This is a genomic window from Streptomyces sp. NPDC001985 (assembly GCF_040296845.1).
Classification (GTDB): Bacteria; Actinomycetota; Actinomycetes; order Streptomycetales; family Streptomycetaceae; genus Streptomyces.
Genome location: NZ_JBEOYB010000012.1, coordinates 1 through 19,058, shown reverse-complemented (window position 1 = coordinate 19,058; position 19,058 = coordinate 1). Strand labels below are relative to the sequence as shown.

Annotated in this window: 17 protein-coding genes; 11 read left to right on the top strand and 6 right to left on the bottom strand. The window is 73.1% G+C overall.

The genetic code is table 11. The annotated features are described in order from the left end of the window. The first annotated feature begins 107 nt into the window (after positions 1–107). Positions 108–605, top strand: coding sequence for a transcription elongation factor GreA (greA, locus tag ABT122_RS07635; protein WP_351546898.1), 498 nt, complete (start codon positions 108–110; stop codon positions 603–605). Between the two features lie 118 nt (positions 606–723). On the opposite strand, the gene ilvA is transcribed toward greA, so the two are convergent. Continuing rightward, complete coding sequence (ilvA, locus tag ABT122_RS07630; RefSeq protein ID WP_351546895.1) at positions 724–1,959, bottom strand: threonine ammonia-lyase; 1,236 nt, start codon at positions 1,957–1,959, stop codon at positions 724–726. 154 nt (positions 1,960–2,113) lie between these two features. Here ilvA and ABT122_RS07625 point away from each other — a divergent pair, with 154 nt between their 5' ends. Together ABT122_RS07625 and ABT122_RS07620 are read left to right on the top strand one after the other, a co-directional pair. After that, positions 2,114–2,620 carry a MarR family winged helix-turn-helix transcriptional regulator gene (locus ABT122_RS07625; protein ID WP_351546892.1) on the top strand — a complete coding sequence of 169 codons (507 nt, stop codon included), beginning with the start codon at positions 2,114–2,116 and terminating at the stop codon, positions 2,618–2,620. Positions 2,621–2,853: 233 nt separating this feature from the next. Beyond that, positions 2,854–3,045, top strand: coding sequence for a DUF1059 domain-containing protein (locus ABT122_RS07620; protein WP_351546889.1), 192 nt, complete (start codon positions 2,854–2,856; stop codon positions 3,043–3,045). 189 nt (positions 3,046–3,234) lie between these two features. Here ABT122_RS07620 and ABT122_RS07615 read toward each other — a convergent pair whose 3' ends face one another. Further along, the gene (locus tag ABT122_RS07615; protein ID WP_351546886.1) at positions 3,235–4,392 is read right to left on the bottom strand and encodes a cystathionine gamma-synthase; all 1,158 of its coding nucleotides are present in this window, start codon (positions 4,390–4,392) and stop codon (positions 3,235–3,237) included. Positions 4,393–4,628: 236 nt separating this feature from the next. On the opposite strand from ABT122_RS07615, the gene ABT122_RS07610 reads away from it, so the two are divergent. From ABT122_RS07610 to ABT122_RS07590, 5 genes are all read left to right on the top strand, one after another. Continuing rightward, positions 4,629–5,738: a hypothetical protein gene (locus ABT122_RS07610; RefSeq protein WP_351546883.1), complete on the top strand. Its 1,110-nt coding sequence runs from the start codon at positions 4,629–4,631 to the stop codon at positions 5,736–5,738. A gap of 289 nt (positions 5,739–6,027) precedes the next feature. Then, positions 6,028–7,116, top strand: coding sequence for a hypothetical protein (locus ABT122_RS07605; protein ID WP_351546880.1), 1,089 nt, complete (start codon positions 6,028–6,030; stop codon positions 7,114–7,116). 93 nt (positions 7,117–7,209) lie between these two features. Further along, on the top strand, positions 7,210–7,878 hold the full coding sequence (gene msrA / locus ABT122_RS07600) for a peptide-methionine (S)-S-oxide reductase MsrA (protein WP_351546877.1): 669 nt from the start codon (positions 7,210–7,212) through the stop codon (positions 7,876–7,878). 282 nt (positions 7,879–8,160) lie between these two features. Next, positions 8,161–8,847, top strand: coding sequence for a ClpP family protease (locus tag ABT122_RS07595; RefSeq protein WP_351546874.1), 687 nt, complete (start codon positions 8,161–8,163; stop codon positions 8,845–8,847). Position 8,848: 1 nt separating this feature from the next. Then, positions 8,849–9,460, top strand: a complete 612-nt coding sequence (locus tag ABT122_RS07590; protein ID WP_351546871.1) for a ClpP family protease — start codon at positions 8,849–8,851, stop codon at positions 9,458–9,460. Positions 9,461–9,488: 28 nt separating this feature from the next. On the opposite strand, the gene ABT122_RS07585 is transcribed toward ABT122_RS07590, so the two are convergent. Next, a complete protein-coding gene (locus ABT122_RS07585) occupies positions 9,489–9,836 on the bottom strand; it encodes a helix-turn-helix domain-containing protein (protein WP_451066840.1) in 348 nt (115 codons plus the stop codon). Between the two features lie 493 nt (positions 9,837–10,329). Between ABT122_RS07585 and abc-f the strand changes: the two genes are divergently transcribed. Both abc-f and ABT122_RS07575 read left to right on the top strand, forming a co-directional pair. Beyond that, positions 10,330–11,958 (top strand): ribosomal protection-like ABC-F family protein, encoded by a 1,629-nt coding sequence (gene abc-f / locus ABT122_RS07580; protein ID WP_351546868.1) that lies wholly within the window; start codon positions 10,330–10,332, stop codon positions 11,956–11,958. 174 nt (positions 11,959–12,132) lie between these two features. Beyond that, positions 12,133–13,644 carry a DUF8823 domain-containing protein gene (locus ABT122_RS07575; RefSeq protein WP_351547126.1) on the top strand — a complete coding sequence of 504 codons (1,512 nt, stop codon included), beginning with the start codon at positions 12,133–12,135 and terminating at the stop codon, positions 13,642–13,644. Positions 13,645–13,780: 136 nt separating this feature from the next. On the opposite strand, the gene ABT122_RS07570 is transcribed toward ABT122_RS07575, so the two are convergent. Continuing rightward, complete coding sequence (locus tag ABT122_RS07570) at positions 13,781–15,043, bottom strand: L,D-transpeptidase (protein ID WP_351546865.1); 1,263 nt, start codon at positions 15,041–15,043, stop codon at positions 13,781–13,783. Positions 15,044–15,307: 264 nt separating this feature from the next. Between ABT122_RS07570 and ABT122_RS07565 the strand changes: the two genes are divergently transcribed. After that, entirely contained in the window at positions 15,308–15,592 is a 285-nt protein-coding gene (locus ABT122_RS07565; protein ID WP_351546862.1) for a hypothetical protein, read from the top strand. Between the two features lie 131 nt (positions 15,593–15,723). Here ABT122_RS07565 and hutH read toward each other — a convergent pair whose 3' ends face one another. Continuing rightward, positions 15,724–17,268: a histidine ammonia-lyase gene (gene hutH / locus ABT122_RS07560; protein WP_351547123.1), complete on the bottom strand. Its 1,545-nt coding sequence runs from the start codon at positions 17,266–17,268 to the stop codon at positions 15,724–15,726. A 152-nt stretch (positions 17,269–17,420) separates the two neighbouring features. Continuing rightward, positions 17,421–18,632, bottom strand: a complete 1,212-nt coding sequence (locus tag ABT122_RS07555; RefSeq protein WP_351546859.1) for a GGDEF domain-containing protein — start codon at positions 18,630–18,632, stop codon at positions 17,421–17,423. Between the last annotated feature and the right edge of the window lie 426 nt (positions 18,633–19,058).

Sequence of the window (19,058 nt, the reverse complement as noted above, 5' to 3'; positions counted from 1 at the left end):
CCCCTTCTGCCACGAAATTGTTAGGCTCGTGGTTTCGCCCATCCATGAAGGCTCCATGCTTCTGGGTAGGGCGTTGCTTTGTATCCCAGTACCTACGAGGAGCACCTGTGACCCAGACCAGCGAGAACGTCACCTGGCTCACCCAGGAGGCGTACAACCAGCTCAAGGCCGAGCTGGAGTACCTGTCTGGTCCCGCGCGCGTCGAGATCGCCAAGAAGATCGAGGCAGCGCGCGAGGAGGGGGACCTGCGCGAGAACGGCGGGTACCACGCGGCCAAGGAGGAGCAGGGCAAGCAGGAGCTCCGGGTGCGCCAGCTCACCCAGCTCCTGGACACCGCGAAGGTCGGCGAGGCTCCGGCCGACGACGGCATCGTGGAACCCGGCATGGTCGTGACGATCGCCTTCGACGGCGACGAGGACGACACGCTGACGTTCCTGATGGCCTCCCGCGAGTACGCCAGCTCCGAGATCGAGACCTACTCCCCGCAGTCCCCCCTGGGCACGGGTGTGAACGGCAAGAAGGTCGGCGACACCGCCCAGTACGAACTGCCGAACGGCAAGAAGGCCTCGGTGAAGATCATCGCCGCCAAGCCGTACGCCGGCTGACCGGCCGCACGCCCACGAAAGGGGCAGGACCGCCCGGTGCGGTCCTGCCCCTCCGTACGTTCCGGACGGCCCCCTCGGAGCCCGTCCCCCGACTCCCCGACTCCCCGACTCCCCGGGGTCAGCCCATCACCGTGACCGTGTAGCCCGCCGCGCGCAGGGCCGCCGCCACCTCGTCGCAGTGGGCCGGGCCCTTGGTCTCCAGTTGCAGTTCGACCTCCGCCTCGGTGAGACCGAGCCGGGGATCGGTACGGACATGGCTGACATCGAGGACGTTGGCGTCGAGGACGGTGAGTGAGCCGAGCATCGCGGCGAGTGCGCCGGGGCGGTCGGTGAGACGGAGGCGGAGGGAGAGATAGCGCCCGGCCGCCGCCATGCCGTGGCGGAGGATGCGCTGCATCAGCAGGGGGTCGACATTGCCGCCCGACAGCACGGCCACCACGGGTCCCTCGAAGCCGTGCGGATCGCTCAGCAGGGCCGCCACCGGAGCCGCGCCCGCCGGTTCGACCACGAGTTTGGCCCGCTCCAGACAGAGCAGCAGGGCGCTGGAGAGTTCGTCCTCGGAGACCGTGCGGACCTCGTCGACCAGTTCGCCGATGATGCGGAAGGGGATGTCCCCGGGGCGGCCCACCTTGATCCCGTCCGCCATGGTCACGGGCGCGTCGACGGAGACCGGGTACCCCGCCGCCAGGGAGGGCGGGTACGCGGCGGCGCCCGCCGCCTGCACGCCGACCACCCGCACATCCGGGCGTACCGTCTTCACCGCCACCGCGATGCCCGCGGCGAGACCACCGCCGCCGATGCCCACCACGATCGTGCGCACCTCGGGGCACTGCTCCAGGATCTCCAGACCCACGGTGCCCTGCCCGGCGATGATGTCGGGGTGGTCGAAGGGGTGGATGAGGACCGCGCCCGTACGGTCCGCGTGCCGGCGGGCCGCGTCGAGGGTCTCCTCGATCACCTGGCCCTCCAGCCGCACCTCCGCGCCGTACTCCCGGGTCGCGGCGACCTTCGGCAGGGGCGCGCCGACCGGCATGAAGACGGTGGAGCGGACCCCGAGGAGGGTGGAGGCCAGCGCCACCCCCTGGGCGTGGTTCCCGGCCGACGCCGCGACCACTCCGGCGGCGCGCTCCTCCGGGCGGAGGCCGGAGATCCGCACATACGCGCCGCGCAGCTTGAAGGAGCCGGTGCGCTGGAGGTTCTCGCACTTGAGCAGGACGGGCGCGCCGACCAGCTGGGAGAGGTGTCTGCTGCCCTCCATCGCGGTGGTGCGCGCGACCCCGGCGAGCATCTTCCGCGCCCCCCGGACGTCGTCCGGAATCACGGGGCGGAAGGCATGGGGCGCACGGAAGCTCATGCGGTCAAGTCTCGCAGCTCATACGGTGACCGGCCGCCGCGGGCCCGGTGCGCGGAGTGCTTCCTATGGGTTTCACCAAGCCCGTCCGGACCGCCGCACAGCCGCGTACTCTGTCCCCCACCAATCGACCACCGCACGAGAGAGCCCCCTGGCCATGCCCACTTCTCAGGACATGACGACTCATCTCGATCCCGGCCTCCTCGATGCTCTCCAGCACCAGGTCGCCCTGTTCGCCCGCCGCGCGGAGCAGACCCGGCTCGGCGGCGTCGGCCAGGTCCGCAACTCGATGGACCGCGCCGCCTATCTGCTGCTCAACCGGCTCGACCGGGAAGGCCCGATGGGTGTGAAGGCGCTCGCCGCGGGGATGGGCATCGACTCGTCGACCGTCACCCGTCAGGTCGCGCCGCTCGTCGACACCGGCCTCGTCAAACGCACCTCGCACCCGGAGGACGGCCGCGCGGTCGTGCTCCAGCTCTCCCCGCGCGGGCAGGCCCGCCTGGAGGAGGTCCGTTCCTCCCGGCGGGAGCTGATGGCCCAGGTAACGGACGGCTGGACGGAGACCGAGCGGGAGTCGTTCTGCACCCTTCTCACCCGGTTCAACACCGCGCTCTCGGCCCGCCAGACCGGGCTGCCGCCGATGGACCCCACGGGAGCCACCTGACAGCAGCCACCGTCCGAGAACCGGCGGGACGACGACCGACCCGGGTACGCCGACCACCTGGGTAGCACCGCCCCGCGCCGGCGGCACCACGCGAAGCAGCGCCACCGGAAGCAGCACGAGCCGTATCAGTCGTATCAGCGGTATGAGCCGTATCAGCCGTATCAGCCCACGGAGGAGGGTCTACTCTGGAACAAGCGGTAATAAACGGTACACATCGTACCGAGGAGGTCGTCATGACGAGAAAAGTCGCCGACTGCCGCGCGTTCCCCAGCGAGACGAACTGCACCCTCACCATCGCGGGTGAGGAGGGGGAAGTCGTGCGCGCCGCGTCGGAGCACGCGGTGTCCGTGCACGGTCACACCGACTCCCCCGAACTGCGGGAGCAGGTCCGCGCCACGCTCAAGGACGAGAAGGCGCCCGCCTGACCCCGGGTTCCCCGGACACGAGTGAGCCGGCGCCCGGGCGGGCGCCGGCTCACCCCGTACCGCCGGAAAGCCGGCGCCTCGCCACGCGGTCAACGCCCTGAACGCGATCCCTGCCTTCCGCGCCTTCCGTGCTCTGCGTGCTCTGCGTGCTCTGCGTGCCGTCCGTGCCTCATCCGGACCGTCCGTGCCTCATCCGGCGAGGGCCTGCTGAAGATCGGCCAGCAGATCGTCCACGGCCTCGATCCCCACCGACAGACGCACCAGATCCGCCGGGACCTCCAGCGCGGAACCCGCGACCGAGGCATGGGTCATCCGTCCCGGATGCTCGATCAGTGACTCCACCCCGCCCAGGGACTCACCGAGGGTGAAGAGCCGGGCCCGGTCGCAGACCGCGACGGCCGCCTCCTCGCCGCCCTCGACCCGGAAGGAGACCATGCCGCCGAAGGACTTCATCTGCTTGGCGGCGATCTCGTGGCCGGGGTGGTCCGGCAGCCCCGGGTAGAGCACCCTGGTCACCCGGGGGTGGCGGGTGAGCATCTCGGCGACCCGGCCCGCGTTCTCGCTGTGCCGGTCCATCCGCACGGGCAGCGTCTTGATGCCGCGCAGCACCAGCCAGGAGTCGAAGGGCCCGGCGACCGCGCCCATGGCGTTCTGGTGGTACGCCAGTTCCTCGCCGGTCTCCGCGTCGGCCGCGATCAGCGCGCCGCCGACGACATCCGAGTGCCCGCCCATGTACTTGGTCAGGGAGTGCACCACCAGATCGGCGCCGAGCGCGATCGGCTGCTGGAGATAGGGACTGGCGAAGGTGTTGTCCACGACCAGCCGGGCGCCGGAGCCCCGGGCGATCTCCGCGAGGGCGGCAATGTCGGTGATGCCCAGAAGCGGGTTGGAGGGGGTCTCCACCCAGATCAGCCTGGTCCTGGGGGTGAGGGCGGCGCGCACGGCCGCCGGGTCGGAGGTGTCCGCGACGGACCACTCGACGCCCCAGCGGGCCACGACCTTGGCGAAGAGGCGGAAGGTCCCGCCGTACGCGTCATTGGGGATCACCACGTGGTCGCCGGGGACGAGGAGCGCCCGGAGCAGGCAGTCCTCGGCCGCGAGCCCGGACGCGAAGGCGAGCCCGCGCCGGCCGCCCTCCAGCGCCGCGAGATTCTCCTCCAGGGCGGTACGCGTCGGATTGCCGCTGCGGCTGTACTCGTAGCCGCCGCGCAGTCCGCCCACCCCGTCCTGTTTGTAGGTGGACACCTGATAGATGGGCGGGACGACCGCGCCGGTCAGCGGATCGGCGGTGTTGCCCGCGTGGATGGCGAGGGTTTCGAGGTGCTCGGAGCTGTACTGGTGGCTCATGGCCCGAGCGTAGCGGCGCGGGCGCGGGGGGCAGAGCGTCAAGGGGCCCTGGTGGGCGGGGTTTCGGACGCGGACTGTCCGGATTCGGGCGGGGCGGGGGCACCAGGCGGTACGGACCCCGGCGGAGGTGGTCACGGCGGGCGGTACGGACCCCGGCGGGGCGGCGGGGGCGGGGGCGGTGGCGGGCAGTCGCCACGGCGTGGATCGGGGCCGGTGACGTCCGGGACAATGGCGTCATGGAGATTCTCTGGTTCCTGATCGCGATGGGCATGCTGGCCGCGATCATCGGTCCGTATGTGCTGCGCCGGCGCGGTGGTGTCGGCATCCACCAGGTCGCGCCCGGCTCGCCCGACGCCGCAGATCCGGAGACCTATGGCTTCGTCCGCCAGGAGGAGCAGGACATCCGTCTCCCCGGGCCGGACCAGGACCTGCTCGATGTGCTCGACGTGGTGCAGCGGACACAGGACTGGCGGGCCGCGTCCCAGCTGCTCGCCGGGACCCCGAAGGGCAGCGAGGTCCGCTGGCAGCGGGTGCAGGCCTTCGCCGGGGCGGCCTCGCTGGAGCTCCGGCAGAAGCCCGGGGTGGGCGGCGCGTGGCTGCGGTCCTGGCGCTCGGAGTCCCCGAAGGACGCGGGCGGGGCGCAGGTCCACGCGGAGTTCCTGGTGCAGCAGGCGTGGCGGTCGTCCAGCGTGGGGGCCGACGACTTCCGGATCATCCTGGAGGAGGCCCGCTCGGTCTGCGGCGACGCGGCGCTCCTCTCCCCCGGTGACCCCGTCCCGTTCATCGTGGAGCTGGCCGTCGCCCGGGGCCTGGGCTATACGCACGAGCAGTTCGACCAGGTGTGGGCGAAGGTGATCGACCGGGCGCCCCAGCACATGGGCGCGCATCTGGCGGCCCTGCACTACTGGTGCGAGAAGTGGCACGGCAGCCGTGAGGAGGCGGACCACTTCGCGACGACGGCGGCGGCCCGCGCCCCGCAGGGCTCGCTGCTGGCCGCGCTGCCGCTGTTCGCGGTGTACGAGCACATCCCCGACCTGGTCATCATGCAGAACTTCCACCAGAGCGCGGTGGTGTCCAAGGCGGTGGAGGGCGCGCTGTTCGCGGTGCACTCGGCCCGCCAGGACGATCCGGTCCTCGCCCATGTCCGGCATCTGCTGATCCTCTTCCTCGTCCGGTCGGAGCGCTGGGCCGAGGCGATGCACCAGCTGGTGCGGGTGGACGGGCACGTGGGAGCGCTGCCGTGGACCCAGAGCGAGGACCCGGCCGCGGAGTACACGGTGTACCGCAATCTCGCGGTCGCGGGATACGAGGCGAACGGCGGGAGCCCGGCGACGCTGTCCCGCTGACACGGGAGACCCGGCGGGTGCCCGGGGGCCCGGGCCCCCGGCGCCGTACCCCAGCGGCAGCCGGGCACCCCGGCTCCCGGCTCCGGGCTCCGGGCTCCGGGCGCCCATCCGGGTATCACCCCCGAGGAGTTGCGGCCGGAGCACGGGTGAGGTGATACTCCTCCTCCCCCGCGCCGCTCCACCGCTCCACCCTCCGGGCGCGGCGGTGTCCCCGCCGGGTCTCCCCGCCGGGCTCCCTGCCGGGCGGCGGCCCGCGGCACGGCCCGCGGTCACGGAAAGGTCCGGCTCCATGTCCCTTTTCTCGCGCCGTACGCCCCCCGGGACCGGAGCCGGGGCAGCACTCGCGCCGGGACTCGGCCCCGGGCTCGCGCGCCGGCTGGGGCGCAGACTGGACCGGCCCGTCGCCGCCGCGCGCCTCGCCGAGCTGGGTCTGCTGCCCCGGGACCGCCAGGACACCCGGCGGGCGGCGCCCGATCCCGGGCTCGACCGGATGGTGGCGGCGGCCCGCGCGGGCGACTGGCGGCCCGGCGCGGACTTCCTCGCCGGGACCGGCACGCTCTGGGAGCGGCGCACGGCGGTGATCGCGGAGCTGGCGGGCGCGGCCGGCAGGGACGATGTCTGGCTCCAGCACTGGCGGGCGGAGCGCCCCGAGGACCCCGGGGCCGCGGCCGTCCAGGCCAAGGCCATGATCGATCTGGCCTGGGAGATCCGGGGCGGCGGTCATGCCGCCCACACCTCCCGGGAGCGTTCCGAGGGGTTCGTCCGGATTCTGAGCCGGGCGGGGCGCGAGATCACCCGCGCCAAGGAACTCGGCGGGCCCGACCCGTCACCCTATGTAGCGGACATCTGGCGCGGAATCGGGCTCGGCCGCCCGCACGAGGAGATGCACCGGCTGTGGGCCGAGACGGCCGGGCGGGACGCGCACCATCTGATGGCCCACCGCGGCGCCCTCCAGTACTGGTGCGCGAAGTGGCACGGCTCCCGCGAGCTGGCGTTCTCCTTCGCGGAGCGCGCCATGGACTCGGCACCGCCCGGCTCGCTGCTCACCTCGCTCTGGCTGACCGCCTGGTGGGAGCACCGGCCGGAGCACCGCTCGGATCAGGCGGCCCGCAGGGAGTTCCGGGCCCCGGAGGTGGAGGAGGCCGCGGACCGGCTCCAGGAGGACGCGGCGGCGGCCGACCCCGGCCACCCGTATCTGGCGGAGGTCCGGCATGTGCTGGCGTACCTCTATGTCCGCCAGGGGTACGCGGACCAGGCGCTGGAGCACTTCCGGGCGGTCGACGGCCATGTGGGGGCCTTCCCGTGGACCCTGGCGCCGGACCCGGCGGAGCTGTACTGCGCGTTCCGGGATGTCGCGATCAATATGACGGGCGGCTGACCGGCGGGCCCGGGCCCGGAGCGCCGGACCCGGGGAATTCCGGGCCGGGGCCGTTCGTTGTTTCCCATGGCCGGCAATCCCAAGGAGCCCCGCATGTTCCTGTCCCACCGCACCCCCCAGCTCCCCACCCCCGATGAGGCCCTGAAGGGCCGCCCGACCCCGGCGTTCTCCGTCCCGGACCGCCACACCGTCCTGGGCAACGCCCTGCTGGGCCCCTACCCGGAGGGCCTGGAGACCGCGGACTTCGGCCTGGGCTGTTTCTGGGGTGCCGAGCGCGTCTTCTGGCAGATCCCCGGCGTCTGGACCACCCTCGTCGGCTACCAGGGCGGTCACACCCCGAACCCGACCTATGAGGAGGCCTGCTCCGGCCGGACGGGCCACACCGAGGCGGTCCGGGTGGTCTTCGACCCCTCGGTCGTGTCGTACGAGCAGCTTCTGAAGGTCTTCTGGGAGGCCCACGACCCGACCCAGGGCTTCCGCCAGGGCAATGACGTGGGCACCCAGTACCGCTCGGCGATCTACACCCACTCCCCCGCCCAGGAGGCCGCGGCGAAGCGCTCGCGCGAGACCTACCAGCAGGTGCTGACGGGCTCGGGCCACCGCGGCGACATCAGCACCGAGGTCCTCCCCGCGGAGGGCCGCCCGTTCTACCCGGCGGAGGCCTACCACCAGCAGTACCTCGACAAGAACCCCGGCGGGTACTGCGGCATCGGCGGTACGGGCGTGTCCTGCCCGATCGGTGTGGCGAAGGCCGAAGGCTGAGCCCCTCCGTCCCCCGCTGCGGGCACGCGCGCCCGCGTCAGGGCTCCGTGCGCCCGCCTCCGGCACCGAGGGCGTGACCGGCCAGTGCCCGGGTGAATCCGGCGCGGCGCCCGGCGCCCGGCGCGACCGTCACGGCACCGGCGCGCCGGGCCGTCGACCGGATTCCCGCAGGCCCCGGACCGGCTCTGCCGTCGGCGAATCTGCCACGGGCCGAGAAAGGGGACACCGCGCCGCCACCCGGCCAAGAGTGGGGACATCAGCCATCCACGGCAAGGAGGCGCCATGTCCCCCCGCACCACCTCATCCTCATCCTCATCCGGCCCCCGAGGCAGCGGCTGGGACCCGGGCCGCGCGGCCCGGGCCGCCGCCGGCGACACCACCGCGACGGCCTTCGACGACCAGCTCGCCGACCGGCTGCTGATGCAGCGGATCATCTTCCTCGGCACCCAGGTCGACGAAGTCTCCGCGAACCGGGTCTGCGCCCAGATGCTGCTGCTCTCCGCCGAGGACTGGAAGAGCGACATCACCCTCTGTGTGAACAGCCCCGGCGGCTCCGTGACGGCGGGGCTCGCCATCTACGACACCATGCGGCTGATCCCCAACGACGTCGCCACCCTCGCCATGGGGTTCGCCGCGAGCATGGGGCAGTTCCTGCTCACCGTCGGCACCCCCGGCAAGCGGTTCGCGCTGCCGAACGCGCGGATCATGATGCACCAGCCGTCGTCCGGTATCGGCGGCACCGCCGCCGATATCGCCATCCAGGCCGAGAACCTGGAGTTCACCAAGAAGGCCATCGAGCGGATCACCGCCCGGCACACCGGCCAGAGCGAGGAGACGATCTCCCGAGACGGCGACCGGGACCGCTGGTTCACGGCCGAGCAGGCGAAGGAGTACGGCATGGTCGACCGGGTCGTCGAGACGCTGGACGAGATCAAGCCGGTGGGCGTGCGGCGACGGGTGGGGCTCTGACATGGGGCAGTACACGATCCCGACCGTGGTGGAGCGCACCCCGCAGGGGGAGCGGGCGTACGACGTCTACAGCCGGCTGCTCGCCGAGCGGATCATCTTCATCGGCACCGAGATCGACGACGGGGTGGCGAACGCGGTCATCGCGCAACTGCTGCATCTGGAGTCGGCGAGTCCGGAGAGCGAGGTCGCGCTCTATCTCAACTCCCCCGGCGGCTCGTTCACCTCGCTGATGGCGATCTACGACACGATGTCGTTCATCCGCGCCCCCATCTCCACCTTCTGCGTGGGGCAGGCGGCGTCGACGGCGGCCGTGCTGCTGGCGGGTGGGGACCCGGGGCGGCGGTTCGTGCTGGAGCACGCCCGGGTGCTGCTGGGGCAGCCCGCCAGTGGCGGGCGGCAGGGGGTGATCTCGGATCTCGCCCTGGAGGCGCAGGAGATGGCGCGCATCCGCTCGCAGGTGGAGGAGGTGCTGTCGCGGCACACGCACCACGAGGTGGGGGCCCTGCGGGCGGACATGGACCGCGAGAAGGTGTTCACCGCGTCGGAGGCGGTGGCGTACGGACTCGCGGACGAGGTCCTGAACCGGCGGACGGCCCCGGTGTTCCCCGCCTGACGCGGGCCGGGGCCGAGCCGGGCCTCGTTCAGGCCGCCAGCAGTACCGCGCCCCGGGGCGGGACGCGGCGGGCTCCGGCCAGGTCGTCCTGGACCCGGTCGAGCAGACCGCCGAGACCGAGACCGAGCGCGTGCGCGGCGGCGGCGAGCACCTCGGAGGATGCCTCCTTGCGCCCGCGCTCGACCTCGGAGAGATACGGCATCGAGATCCGGGCCGCCTCGGCGACGTCCTTGAGGGTGCGGCCCTGGGCGAGCCGCTCGCGGCGGAGGGCTTCGCCGACGAGGTGGCGCCAGAGGGGTTCGCCCCGGGAGGGGGGAGGGAGGGGGCGCAGGGGGAGGGGGTGGGGGCGGGGCCGGGGGTGCGGGTGGCTGCTCACCTCCCCAGGTTAGGAGAATCGCGCCTGCGGGGAGGGGGGTTGTGTTCCGCCCCACGCGAAACCCGGGGGTTGGTGGCGCGGGGGTGCGGCCCGGCCCCCGGGTTGTGGCACCCGCGCCGTGCGGGAACCCGCGGCGCGGGGTCCGTCCCCGCACTCCCCCAGAGCTGCCTCTGGGAGGTGCCCCCCGACGGGCTGGAACACCCCCGGCCTCGCCGGCGGGCCGAGCCACGGAATCCAGCCCCTGCGGCAGTTGAGGCGCGGGGGGCCGGACCACGCCGGGGGGCGCGTCGGGTGCGAGGTCCTGGGGGCGGGCGGAAAAGGCCGGGCGCCCGGGGGCAGGGGGTCGTTAAAGTGGAGGGATGGGTCCGCACAAGCCGTACTTCTTCATCTGATCCCGCGCGGGACGCCCGCGCCACCACACCTCCCCGTGGCGGCGCCCGCCGGCGTCCCCTTTCCCGGCCCCGACCCCGCCACCACCCCCAGGGAAAGCCCCATGCGCGAGCGCGCCCAATTGACCATGAAGAACGTCTCCAAGGCGTACGGCACCCGCCCCGTCCTCGACCGGATCGCCCTCACCGTGCGGCCCGGCGAGCGCGCCGGGGTCATCGGAGAGAACGGCTCCGGCAAATCCACCCTGCTCCGGCTGATCGCCGGGGCCGAGACCCCCGACGCCGGGGAGATCACCGTCAGCGCCCCCGGCGGCACCGGACATCTCGCCCAGACCCTGGCGCAGACCTTCGGGCTCGGCCCCGGGCACACCGTCCGGGACGCCGTCGACAGTGCCCTCGCCGAGCTGCGCGCCCTGGAGCGGCGACTGCGCGACGCGGAGAAGGCACTGGAGACGGAGGACGGCGGCGCGGCCCTGGAGGCGTACGGAGAGCTGCTCACCGCCTTCGAGGAGCGCGGCGGCTACGAGGCCGACGCCCGGATGGACGCCGCCCTGCACGGGCTCGGCCTCGCCCGGATCGGGCGGGAGCGCCCGCTCGGGACCCTCTCCGGCGGCGAGCAGTCCCGCCTCGCCCTCGCCGGCGTGCTGGCCGCCGGCTCCGAACTGCTGCTGCTGGACGAGCCGACCAACCATCTGGACCGGCGGGCGACCGAGTGGCTGGAGGAGCGGCTGCGGGCCCACCGGGGCACGGTCGTCGCCGTCACCCACGACCGAACCTTTCTGGAGCGGATCGCGACCACCGTCCTGGAGGTCGACCGGGACACCCGGGCGGTGCGCCGCTACGGCGACGGCTGGGCCGGCTACCGGTCCGCGAAGGCCGCCGCCCGCCGCCGCTGGGAGCAGGACCACCGGGAGTGGGTGGACGAGGTGGCCGCGACCCGCGCGCTGGTCGCGGCGGCCGGACAGCGGCTCGCGAGCAGCGGCGGCGACCCGGGCGAGGGCTTCGGCAAGCACCGCCGCTCGCACGAGGCGAAGCTCTCGGGGCGGATCAGGGCGGCCCGGCACCGGCTGGAGCTGCTGGAGCGGGAGCCGGTCCCGGAGCCCCCGGAGCCGCTGCGGTTCCGGGCGCGGCCGGTGTCGGCGGGCCACGAGGGGGAGCTGACCCGGCTGACGGACATCGCCGTCGGGGACCGGCTGCGGCTGCCGGGGCTGCGGATCGAGGCCGGGCAGCGGCTGCTGGTCACCGGCCCCAACGGCGCGGGCAAGACGACGCTGCTGCGGGTGCTCGCGGGCGAGCTGCGCCCGGACCGGGGCACGGTGCACCGCCCGCCCCGGGTGAGGGTCGGCTATCTGGCGCAGGAGCTGCCCGCGACGGCCTCCCCCGAGCCGCTGCTGAGCGCCTACGCGGCGGGCGGCCGGGGGCTTCCCGGGGAGTACGAGGAGGAGCTGCTCGGCCTCGGGCTGTTCCGCCCGGAGGATCTGACCGTCCCGGTGGCGGCGCTCTCGGTCGGCCAGCGGCGCCGTCTCGAACTGGCCCGGCTGCTGCGGGCGCCCGCCGATCTGCTGGTGCTGGACGAGCCCACCAACCATGTGGCGCTGAGCCTGGTGGAGGAGTTGGAGGAGGCGCTCGCGGCCTACCCGGGGGCGGTGGTCGTGGTCTCGCACGACCGGCGGTTCCGCGCCGGGTTCTCGGGGGAGCGGCTGGAGTTGCGGGCCGGGCGCGCGGCCTGCTGATCGGGGCCCGTACACCCGCCGGAGGGGTCCGCTGCCCGCCGTTAGGGTTACGGGGTGGGGATCAGCGGACAGCGGACACAGACGGCAGAAGCGGCGGAGGCCGTACCGGAGGCGGCCGGGCGGGACGCGCCACCAGCACCCTGGTGGCGCGTCCCGCTGATCGTGACGGCCGCCATGGTGCCGCTGTACGCCGGGTGGGCGTGGTGGCTGGCCACCGGCGGCGGGGATCTGGCGGCGCAGTTCGCGTGGACCGCGTTCATGGAGTCGCATCCGGGCTCGGCGTACAACCTGTCCTGGTACGGCGGGATGCACACGGTCAGCTACAGCGTGCTGGCGCCGCCGCTGATGGCCGCCGTCGGTGTGAAGACCGTGTCGGTGGGCGCGGGCCTGCTGGGCACCTGGGCGCTGGCGTGTCTGGTGGTGCGCTGCGGGCTGCGGAGGCCGCTGTGGCCGGCGCTGCTGGGAGCGCTGGCGGTCTGGTGCAATGTCGCCTCCGGGCGGACGACGTTCACGCTGGGTCTGGCGATCGGTCTGGTGGCGCTGGTGTACGCGCGCCGGCCCGCGGTCTCGGCGGCGGGCGCCGCGCTGGCGACGCTGGCGAGCCCGGTGGCGGGCCTCTTCCTGGTGGTCGTGGGCGCCGCGCGGCTGCTCCAGCGGCAGTGGGTCGTGGCGGCGGCGCTGCTGGTCCCGCCCGCGCTGGTGGTGGGCGCGACGACGGTGCTCTTCCCCTTCGACGGGGAGATGCCGATGCCGTCGGGGAAGCTGTGGATGCCGCTGCTCGCGTCCGCCGCCGTGGTGCTCGCCGTACCGGCCGAGTGGCGGACGGTGCGGTACGGGGCGGGGGTGTACGGGCTGGGGGTGGTCCTCACCTTTCTGATACCCACCCCGATCGGTACGAATGTGGAGCGGCTGGTGGGGCTCGCGGGGCCGCCGGTGCTGCTGGCGGCTCTGCTGGCGGCGGGCGGGGCGCGGGCGCTGCTGCGGCCGTGGCTCGCGCGGGCGGTGCTGGCGGCGGTGCTGGCGGTGAACACCTTCTGGGTCGTGGACAAGACCGAGGACGACCTCGGGGTCTCCACCCATGTCCCGTCGTGGGCCCGTCAGACGGACGGGGTGGTGCGGGAGCTGAAGCGCCTCGGCGCGGACCGCACCCGGGTGGAGGTGGTCCCGGCCCGCAACCACCGGGAGGCCACGCTGATGGCACCGCATGTGCCGCTGGCGCGCGGCTGGAACCGGCAGTTGGACAAGGAGCGCGGGCGGCTGTTCTACGACGGTTCGCTGAGCGAGCGCACGTACCGGCAGTGGCTGGACCGCTGGGCGGTGGGTTTCGTGGTGCTGCCGCACGGCCGGATCGACGGCCCGGCGAAGGGCGAGGCGGAGATCGTCCGGAGCGGGCCGGAGTGGCTGGAGCCGGTGTGGGGGGACTCCGGCTGGACGGTCTACCGGGTGCGGGACGCGGTGCCGCTGGTGTCGTCGCCGGGGACGGTCGTCGGCGGCGACCCGGGTGAGCTGGTGGTACGGATGCCGGCGGCCGGGTCGGTGACGGTGCGGGTGGCGTACTCGCCGTGGCTGCGGGCCGAGGGGGCGTGTCTGCGCCAGGAGGGCGAGATGACGCGGCTGACGGTGGAGCGCGCCGGGGAGTACCGGATCGGCTCGCCGTACCGGCTGCCGGGCTCCGACGGCTGCTGAGCGGCCCCGGCGGGAGCGCGGGAGCGGAAGCAGCGGCGGGAGCGGTGGCAGGCGGCGGCACGGGCGGCGCACGAAGACGGCGAACGAAGACGGCGCCCCTCCGGGGAGGGGCGCCGTCTTCGTCGGTGGGTGGGGATCAGGCCTGCGAGCCCGCCTTCCACTTCGCCCAGTCCATGTTCCAGCCGTTGAGGCCGTTGTCCGGGGCGATCGTCTTGTCCTTGGAGTTCTTCACGATGACGACGTCACCGATCAGGGAGTTGTTGTAGAACCAGGCGCCGGGCTTGTTGGGGTTGTTGGCGCCCTGCTGGTCGTCGAGACCGACACAGCCGTGGCTGGTGTTGGCCTTGCCGAAGACCCCGTTGCCCCAGTAGCTGCCGTGGATGAAGGTGCCCGAGGTGGAGAGCCGCATCGCGTGCGGGACATCCTTGATGTCGTACTCGCCCTTGCCGTCGGAGTCCGTGAAGCCCACGGTCGCGCCGTTCATCCGGGTCTCCTTGAACTTCTCGGAGATCACCATCTGACCGTTGTACGTGGGGGTGGCGGGGGCGCCGGCCGAGATCGGGATGGTGCGGATCGTCTTGCCGTCCTGCTGGACCTTCATGGTCTTGGAGGCGGCGTCGACGATGGAGACCTGGTTGCGGCCGATCTTGAAGGTGACCTTCTTCTGCTGGACACCGACGACGCCGGGCGAGGCCTCGACCCCGTCCAGGGCGAGGTCCAGCGTGACGGTGGAGCCTTCCTTCCAGTACTGGTCCGGGCGGAAGTCCAGCCGCTGCGAGTTGAACCAGTGGCCCACGATCTCCTGGCCGCCGGTCGAGGAGACCTTGATCCCGGCCTGGACGGCTTTGCGGTCGGTGATCGGCTTGTTGAAGTTGATCGAGACCGGCATGCCGACGCCGACGGTGGAGCCGTCCTCGGGCGTGAAGTTGCCGATGAAGCTGTTGGTGGGCGAGACCGTGGTGAAGGAGGAGTTCTCGTGGGCGGTCAGACCGGCCGCGTCCTTCGCGCTGACGGAGAGCTTGTAGCTGGTGGAGCGCTCCAGCTGGGCGTCCGGCTTCCAGCTCTTGCCGTCGGCGGCGAGGGTGCCCTTGACGCTCGTCCCCTTGGCGTCGGTGAGCTTGACCTCGGTGAGTGTGCCCTCGCTGACGGTCACCTTGGCGGCGTTGTTGATGCTGGCGTTGGTGACGCCGTTCTTGGGCGTGACGGCTATTCGGGCCTTCGAGACCTTCTCCGCCGCCGCCTCGTCGATCTGCGCCTGGGTCTTCTTCGAGCTCTGGGAATCCCCGCCCTTGTCACCCTCGTCACTGCAGGCCGACAGCACCAGCACACCGCTGAGCACCGCGGACGCGGCCATGAGGCCCTTGCGCCGCTTGCTGTCCGTCATCACACGCTTCTCCATCGTCGCCGATTTCCCCTGGACCGAACACTCAGTTGAACACCCATATCGGGCTTCCCGGTTCCTTCTCCCGCAAGGATGTGGGCAACGCCACTCGCTGGATGTCCGCACCGGGGCAACCGTCGTGCGCCATCATCTTCCCGGAGGAGCCCCCGGAGCCGTGGGCGGGGGGCCCGCCGGCGCCCCCGGTTTCCCTTTGACGTGCTCTTTTCACTAGCATCTTGCGTATCCGGTCAACTCAAGGACGCCTCAAGGGAGATCGTGTCCGTGTCCGTCGCACGCCGACCGCTTCTGACCGCCATCGCCGCCGGCACCCTGCTCTGCGCACTGTGGTTCGTTCCGTCAGCGAACGCCTCCGCCGAACAGGGCCCCGCGCAGGGACGGCAGAGCGGTTCCGCCGCTTCCCCCGCCCAAGAACTCCGGCTCGCCGAGACAGGCAGCTTCGACACCACTCCGTATCTGATCGGTGGCACCGCGTTCCTCGGTGTCGGCGTCGGGTTCGTGACCTATGCGGTGCGCCGTCGCGACGGCGCGCCGGTGCGCGAGATGTGAGAGAGGACGAAGGGCCGGTCCGGGGTGGGTGCGGACCGGCCCTTCGCCCTCTCCTCGCGCTCTTCCCGCCTGCGGTACGGGGCGGTTCGGGTACGGAGCCGGTTCGGTACGGGGCGGTTCGGTACGGGCGGTCAGCCGAGGGGGCCGGTGACCGGCTCCACCGCCGCGACGAGCCCGCCCGCCCGGACGAACGCGTCGGCGGCCTCCAGATCGGGGGCGAGGAACCGGTCCGGCCCCGGGCCCTGGACACCGGCCGCGCGCAGGGCCGCGATCGCGGCCCGTGAGGCGGGCGCCGGGGTCAGTCCCGGCCGCAGTTCGATCGCGCGGGTGGCGGCGTACAGCTCGACGGCGATGATCCGGCCGAGGGCGGCGACGGAGGTCCGCAGCTTGCGGGCGGCCGACCAGCCCATCGACACATGGTCCTCCTGCATCGCCGACGAGGGGATGGAGTCGGCGGAGGCGGGCACGGCGAGCCGTTTCATCTCGCCGACCAGGGCGGCCTGGGTGTACTGGGCGATCATCAGACCGGAGTCGACCCCGGGGTCGTCGGCGAGGAAGGGCGGCAGGCCGTGGCTGCGGTTCTTGTCGAGCAGCCGGTCGGTGCGGCGCTCGGTGATGGAGCCGAGGTCGGCGGCGGCGATGGCGAGGAAGTCGAGGACATAGGCGACCGGCGCGCCGTGGAAGTTGCCGTTGGAGGCCACCCGGCCCTCGTCGGGGAGGACGACGGGGTTGTCGACGGCGGCGGCCAGCTCACGCCCGGCGACCAGCCGGGCGTGGTCGAGGGTGTCCCGTCCGGCCCCGGCGACCTGGGGGGCGCAGCGCACCGAGTACGCGTCCTGGACGCGGGGCGCCTCGTCCTGCTGGAAGTGGCCGGTGAGCCCGGAGCCCCGGAGGACGGCCCTCATATTGGCGGCGGAGACGCTCTGGCCGGGGTGCGGGCGGATGGCGTGCAGCTCGGGGGCGAGGACCTTCTCGGTGCCGAGGAGCGCCTCCAGCGAGAGGGCGGCGGTGATGTCGGCGGAGGTGTACAGCAGCCGGAGGTCGGCGATGGCCATGATCAGCATGCCGAGCATGCCGTCGGTGCCGTTGAGGAGGGCCAGGCCCTCCTTCTCGCGCAGCTCGACGGGGGTGATGCCGTGCGCGGCGAGCAGCTCGCCCGCGGGGCGGACGCTCCCGTCGGGGCCCTCGGCGTCGCCCTCGCCCAGGAGCGCCAGGGCGCAGTGCGAGAGCGGCGCGAGGTCGCCGGAGCAGCCGAGGGAGCCGTACTCGTGCACGAGCGGGGTGATACCGGCGTTGAGCAGGTCCGCCATGGTCTGCGCGACCTCGGGGCGCACCCCGGTGTGCCCGGAGCAGAGGGTCTTGAGCCGGAGGAACATCAGCGCGCGGACGACCTCCCGCTCGACGCGCGGGCCCATGCCCGCCGCGTGCGAGCGGACGATGTTGCGCTGGAGCCGGCCGCGCAGACCGTGGTCGATGTGCCGGGTGGCGAGGGCGCCGAAGCCGGTGGAGACGCCGTAGACGGGCTCGGGGCTCGCGGCGAGCGCCTCCACGACGGAGCGGGCCGCGGCGAGGGCGGTGCGGGCCTCGGGGGAGATCTCGACGCGGGCGTCCCGGCGGGCCACCGCGATGACGTCATCGGCGGTGGTACCGGATGTCCCCACCACGACGGTATGCATATCCATATTCAGCAGCGTACGGATTGAATTGGCTCATGTCATCAGCCGGGATGGAGCGGGAGGCTTGGGGAGTTTCCTTCGGATCGGGCCGGATCGGTGAGCGGGGTCCGGTGCCGGGGCTCGCGAGCCCGGCACGATCCGAAAGAGACGGCCTAGGGCTCGCTCCATGGCTCCGGCTCGCCGGGGGCGTCCTCCGCCGGGACGCCGCGGAAGGCGCGGCGCTCCTGCCGGGGGTGGCGGGGCGGGGTGTCCGCGAGCCGCAGTACGGTGCCGTCGCGGCCCGCGACCACGGGCTGCGGGGAGCGGGCGGCCTTGGCTCGGTACTGGGCGGCGTCCGCGAGGCGGAAGAGCCTGCGGGCGGTGCGGACCTGGCCGATCGGGTCACCGGTGGAGGCGACTCCGCAGGCCACACCGTCGCCGAGTTCCAACGCCGCCGCCCGGAGGCAGAGTTCACCGGCGACCCGGACGACCTCGTCGGCCGGGGGGCCGACGGAGAGCAGACAGAACTCGTCCCCGCCGAGCCGGGCGGCGAGCGCGCCGGGCAGCATCGCCCCGCAGAGCGAGAGCACCGAGCCGAACCGTTCGAGGAGCCGGTCGCCGACGGCGTGCCCATGGGTGTCATTGACCTGTTTGAGGCCGTTGAGGTCGCAGACCACCAGGCTGACGACGGAGCCGTCGGCGCGGTGCCGTTCCAGCGCCTCGTCGAGCCGCATGTCGACGGCGCGGCGGTTGGCGAGACCGGTGAGGGGGTCGGTGAAGGCGAGCCTGCGGACCTCTTCGAGGCGCTCGGTCTGGGCGATGCCGGAGGCGATGACCGAGGCGAGGACGGTGGCGAAGTCGGCGTCCTCGCGGTCGAAGAGGGGGGCGCCGAGCGGGCGGGCGACGTACAGCTCGCCCCAGGCGCGCCCGTGCAGCACGATCGGCGCCACGACGCAGCAGCCCCGGCCGCGCCGGCGCAGCGCGGCCACCCGGCCGTCCCCGGGGGACGAGGGGTGCCGGTAGCCGCGCCCGGTGGGGGCCGCCGGGGCGGAGCGGAGGGGGCCGTCGGCGGACTCGACCCAGGCGTCCGGTTCGCCACCGCCGGCCCACTGCTCGTGCAGGAACTCGGTGATCTCGGGGAAGCGGTTGACGGGGTAGGTCTCCGACTCGGGGAACTCGTCCTCGCCGGGGGCCCGTTCGCCGGCGTTGACCAGCACCTTGAGGCGGCCCAGCTCGCGCTCCCACGCCGAGAGCGCGGCGAAGGACCCGGCGAGTGCCGAGCACGCCCCCAGGGCGGCGGCCCGCCAGAAGTCGCGCGCGGTGTGCGCCGCCGCCATCGCCTGGGCCAGTGCCACCACGGCCCGCAGCCGCCGATCCTCAGCCATCCCCCCAGCTTAGGGACGTTTGCCCTCTTTTGATCCCTTGACATGGACCATACCCGCGCGGGGGGCTGTGCCACGGGCCGGCCCCCGATCCCCCCGGGAGCCGCCGCGAACGGCCCGAGATCGCTGGGGCCACCTGTGGCACAGGGTCCGTCCTCAATCGCCGGACGGGCTGGGTTCACCCGGGCCGCCCGTCGCGCGAGGGCCGTCCTCAAGCGCCGGACGGGCTGAAACTCCTCGGGTCACCTGTGGACCAGCGTCCGTCCTCAAACGCCGGACGGGCTGGGTTCGCCCGGGTCACCCGCGGCACAGGGGCCGTCCTCAAATGCCGGACAGACCGGACCATTCAGCCCCTCCGGCGATTGAGGAGCGGGGGTTCGGGGGCTGGCCCCCGACCGTGGCCCGCAGCATGCGGGCACCTGTGGACCA

What these genes read in the sequence shown, in the direction of transcription:
- ABT122_RS07595 (WP_351546874.1), top strand. Translation starts at nt 8,161, where the DNA reads ATGTCCCCCCGCACCACCTCATCCTCATCCTCATCCGGCCCCCGAGGC.
- ABT122_RS07605 (WP_351546880.1), top strand. Translation starts at nt 6,028, where the DNA reads ATGTCCCTTTTCTCGCGCCGTACGCCCCCCGGGACCGGAGCCGGGGCA.
- ABT122_RS07555 (WP_351546859.1), bottom strand. Translation starts at nt 18,632, where the DNA reads ATGGCTGAGGATCGGCGGCTGCGGGCCGTGGTGGCACTGGCCCAGGCG.
- ABT122_RS07575 (WP_351547126.1), top strand. Translation starts at nt 12,133, where the DNA reads ATGGTGCCGCTGTACGCCGGGTGGGCGTGGTGGCTGGCCACCGGCGGC.
- ilvA (WP_351546895.1), bottom strand. Translation starts at nt 1,959, where the DNA reads ATGAGCTTCCGTGCGCCCCATGCCTTCCGCCCCGTGATTCCGGACGAC.
- hutH (WP_351547123.1), bottom strand. Translation starts at nt 17,268, where the DNA reads ATGCATACCGTCGTGGTGGGGACATCCGGTACCACCGCCGATGACGTC.
- msrA (WP_351546877.1), top strand. Translation starts at nt 7,210, where the DNA reads ATGTTCCTGTCCCACCGCACCCCCCAGCTCCCCACCCCCGATGAGGCC.
- ABT122_RS07570 (WP_351546865.1), bottom strand. Translation starts at nt 15,043, where the DNA reads ATGGAGAAGCGTGTGATGACGGACAGCAAGCGGCGCAAGGGCCTCATG.
- ABT122_RS07610 (WP_351546883.1), top strand. Translation starts at nt 4,629, where the DNA reads ATGGAGATTCTCTGGTTCCTGATCGCGATGGGCATGCTGGCCGCGATC.
- abc-f (WP_351546868.1), top strand. Translation starts at nt 10,330, where the DNA reads ATGCGCGAGCGCGCCCAATTGACCATGAAGAACGTCTCCAAGGCGTAC.
- ABT122_RS07590 (WP_351546871.1), top strand. Translation starts at nt 8,849, where the DNA reads ATGGGGCAGTACACGATCCCGACCGTGGTGGAGCGCACCCCGCAGGGG.
- ABT122_RS07615 (WP_351546886.1), bottom strand. Translation starts at nt 4,392, where the DNA reads ATGAGCCACCAGTACAGCTCCGAGCACCTCGAAACCCTCGCCATCCAC.
- ABT122_RS07620 (WP_351546889.1), top strand. Translation starts at nt 2,854, where the DNA reads ATGACGAGAAAAGTCGCCGACTGCCGCGCGTTCCCCAGCGAGACGAAC.
- ABT122_RS07625 (WP_351546892.1), top strand. Translation starts at nt 2,114, where the DNA reads ATGCCCACTTCTCAGGACATGACGACTCATCTCGATCCCGGCCTCCTC.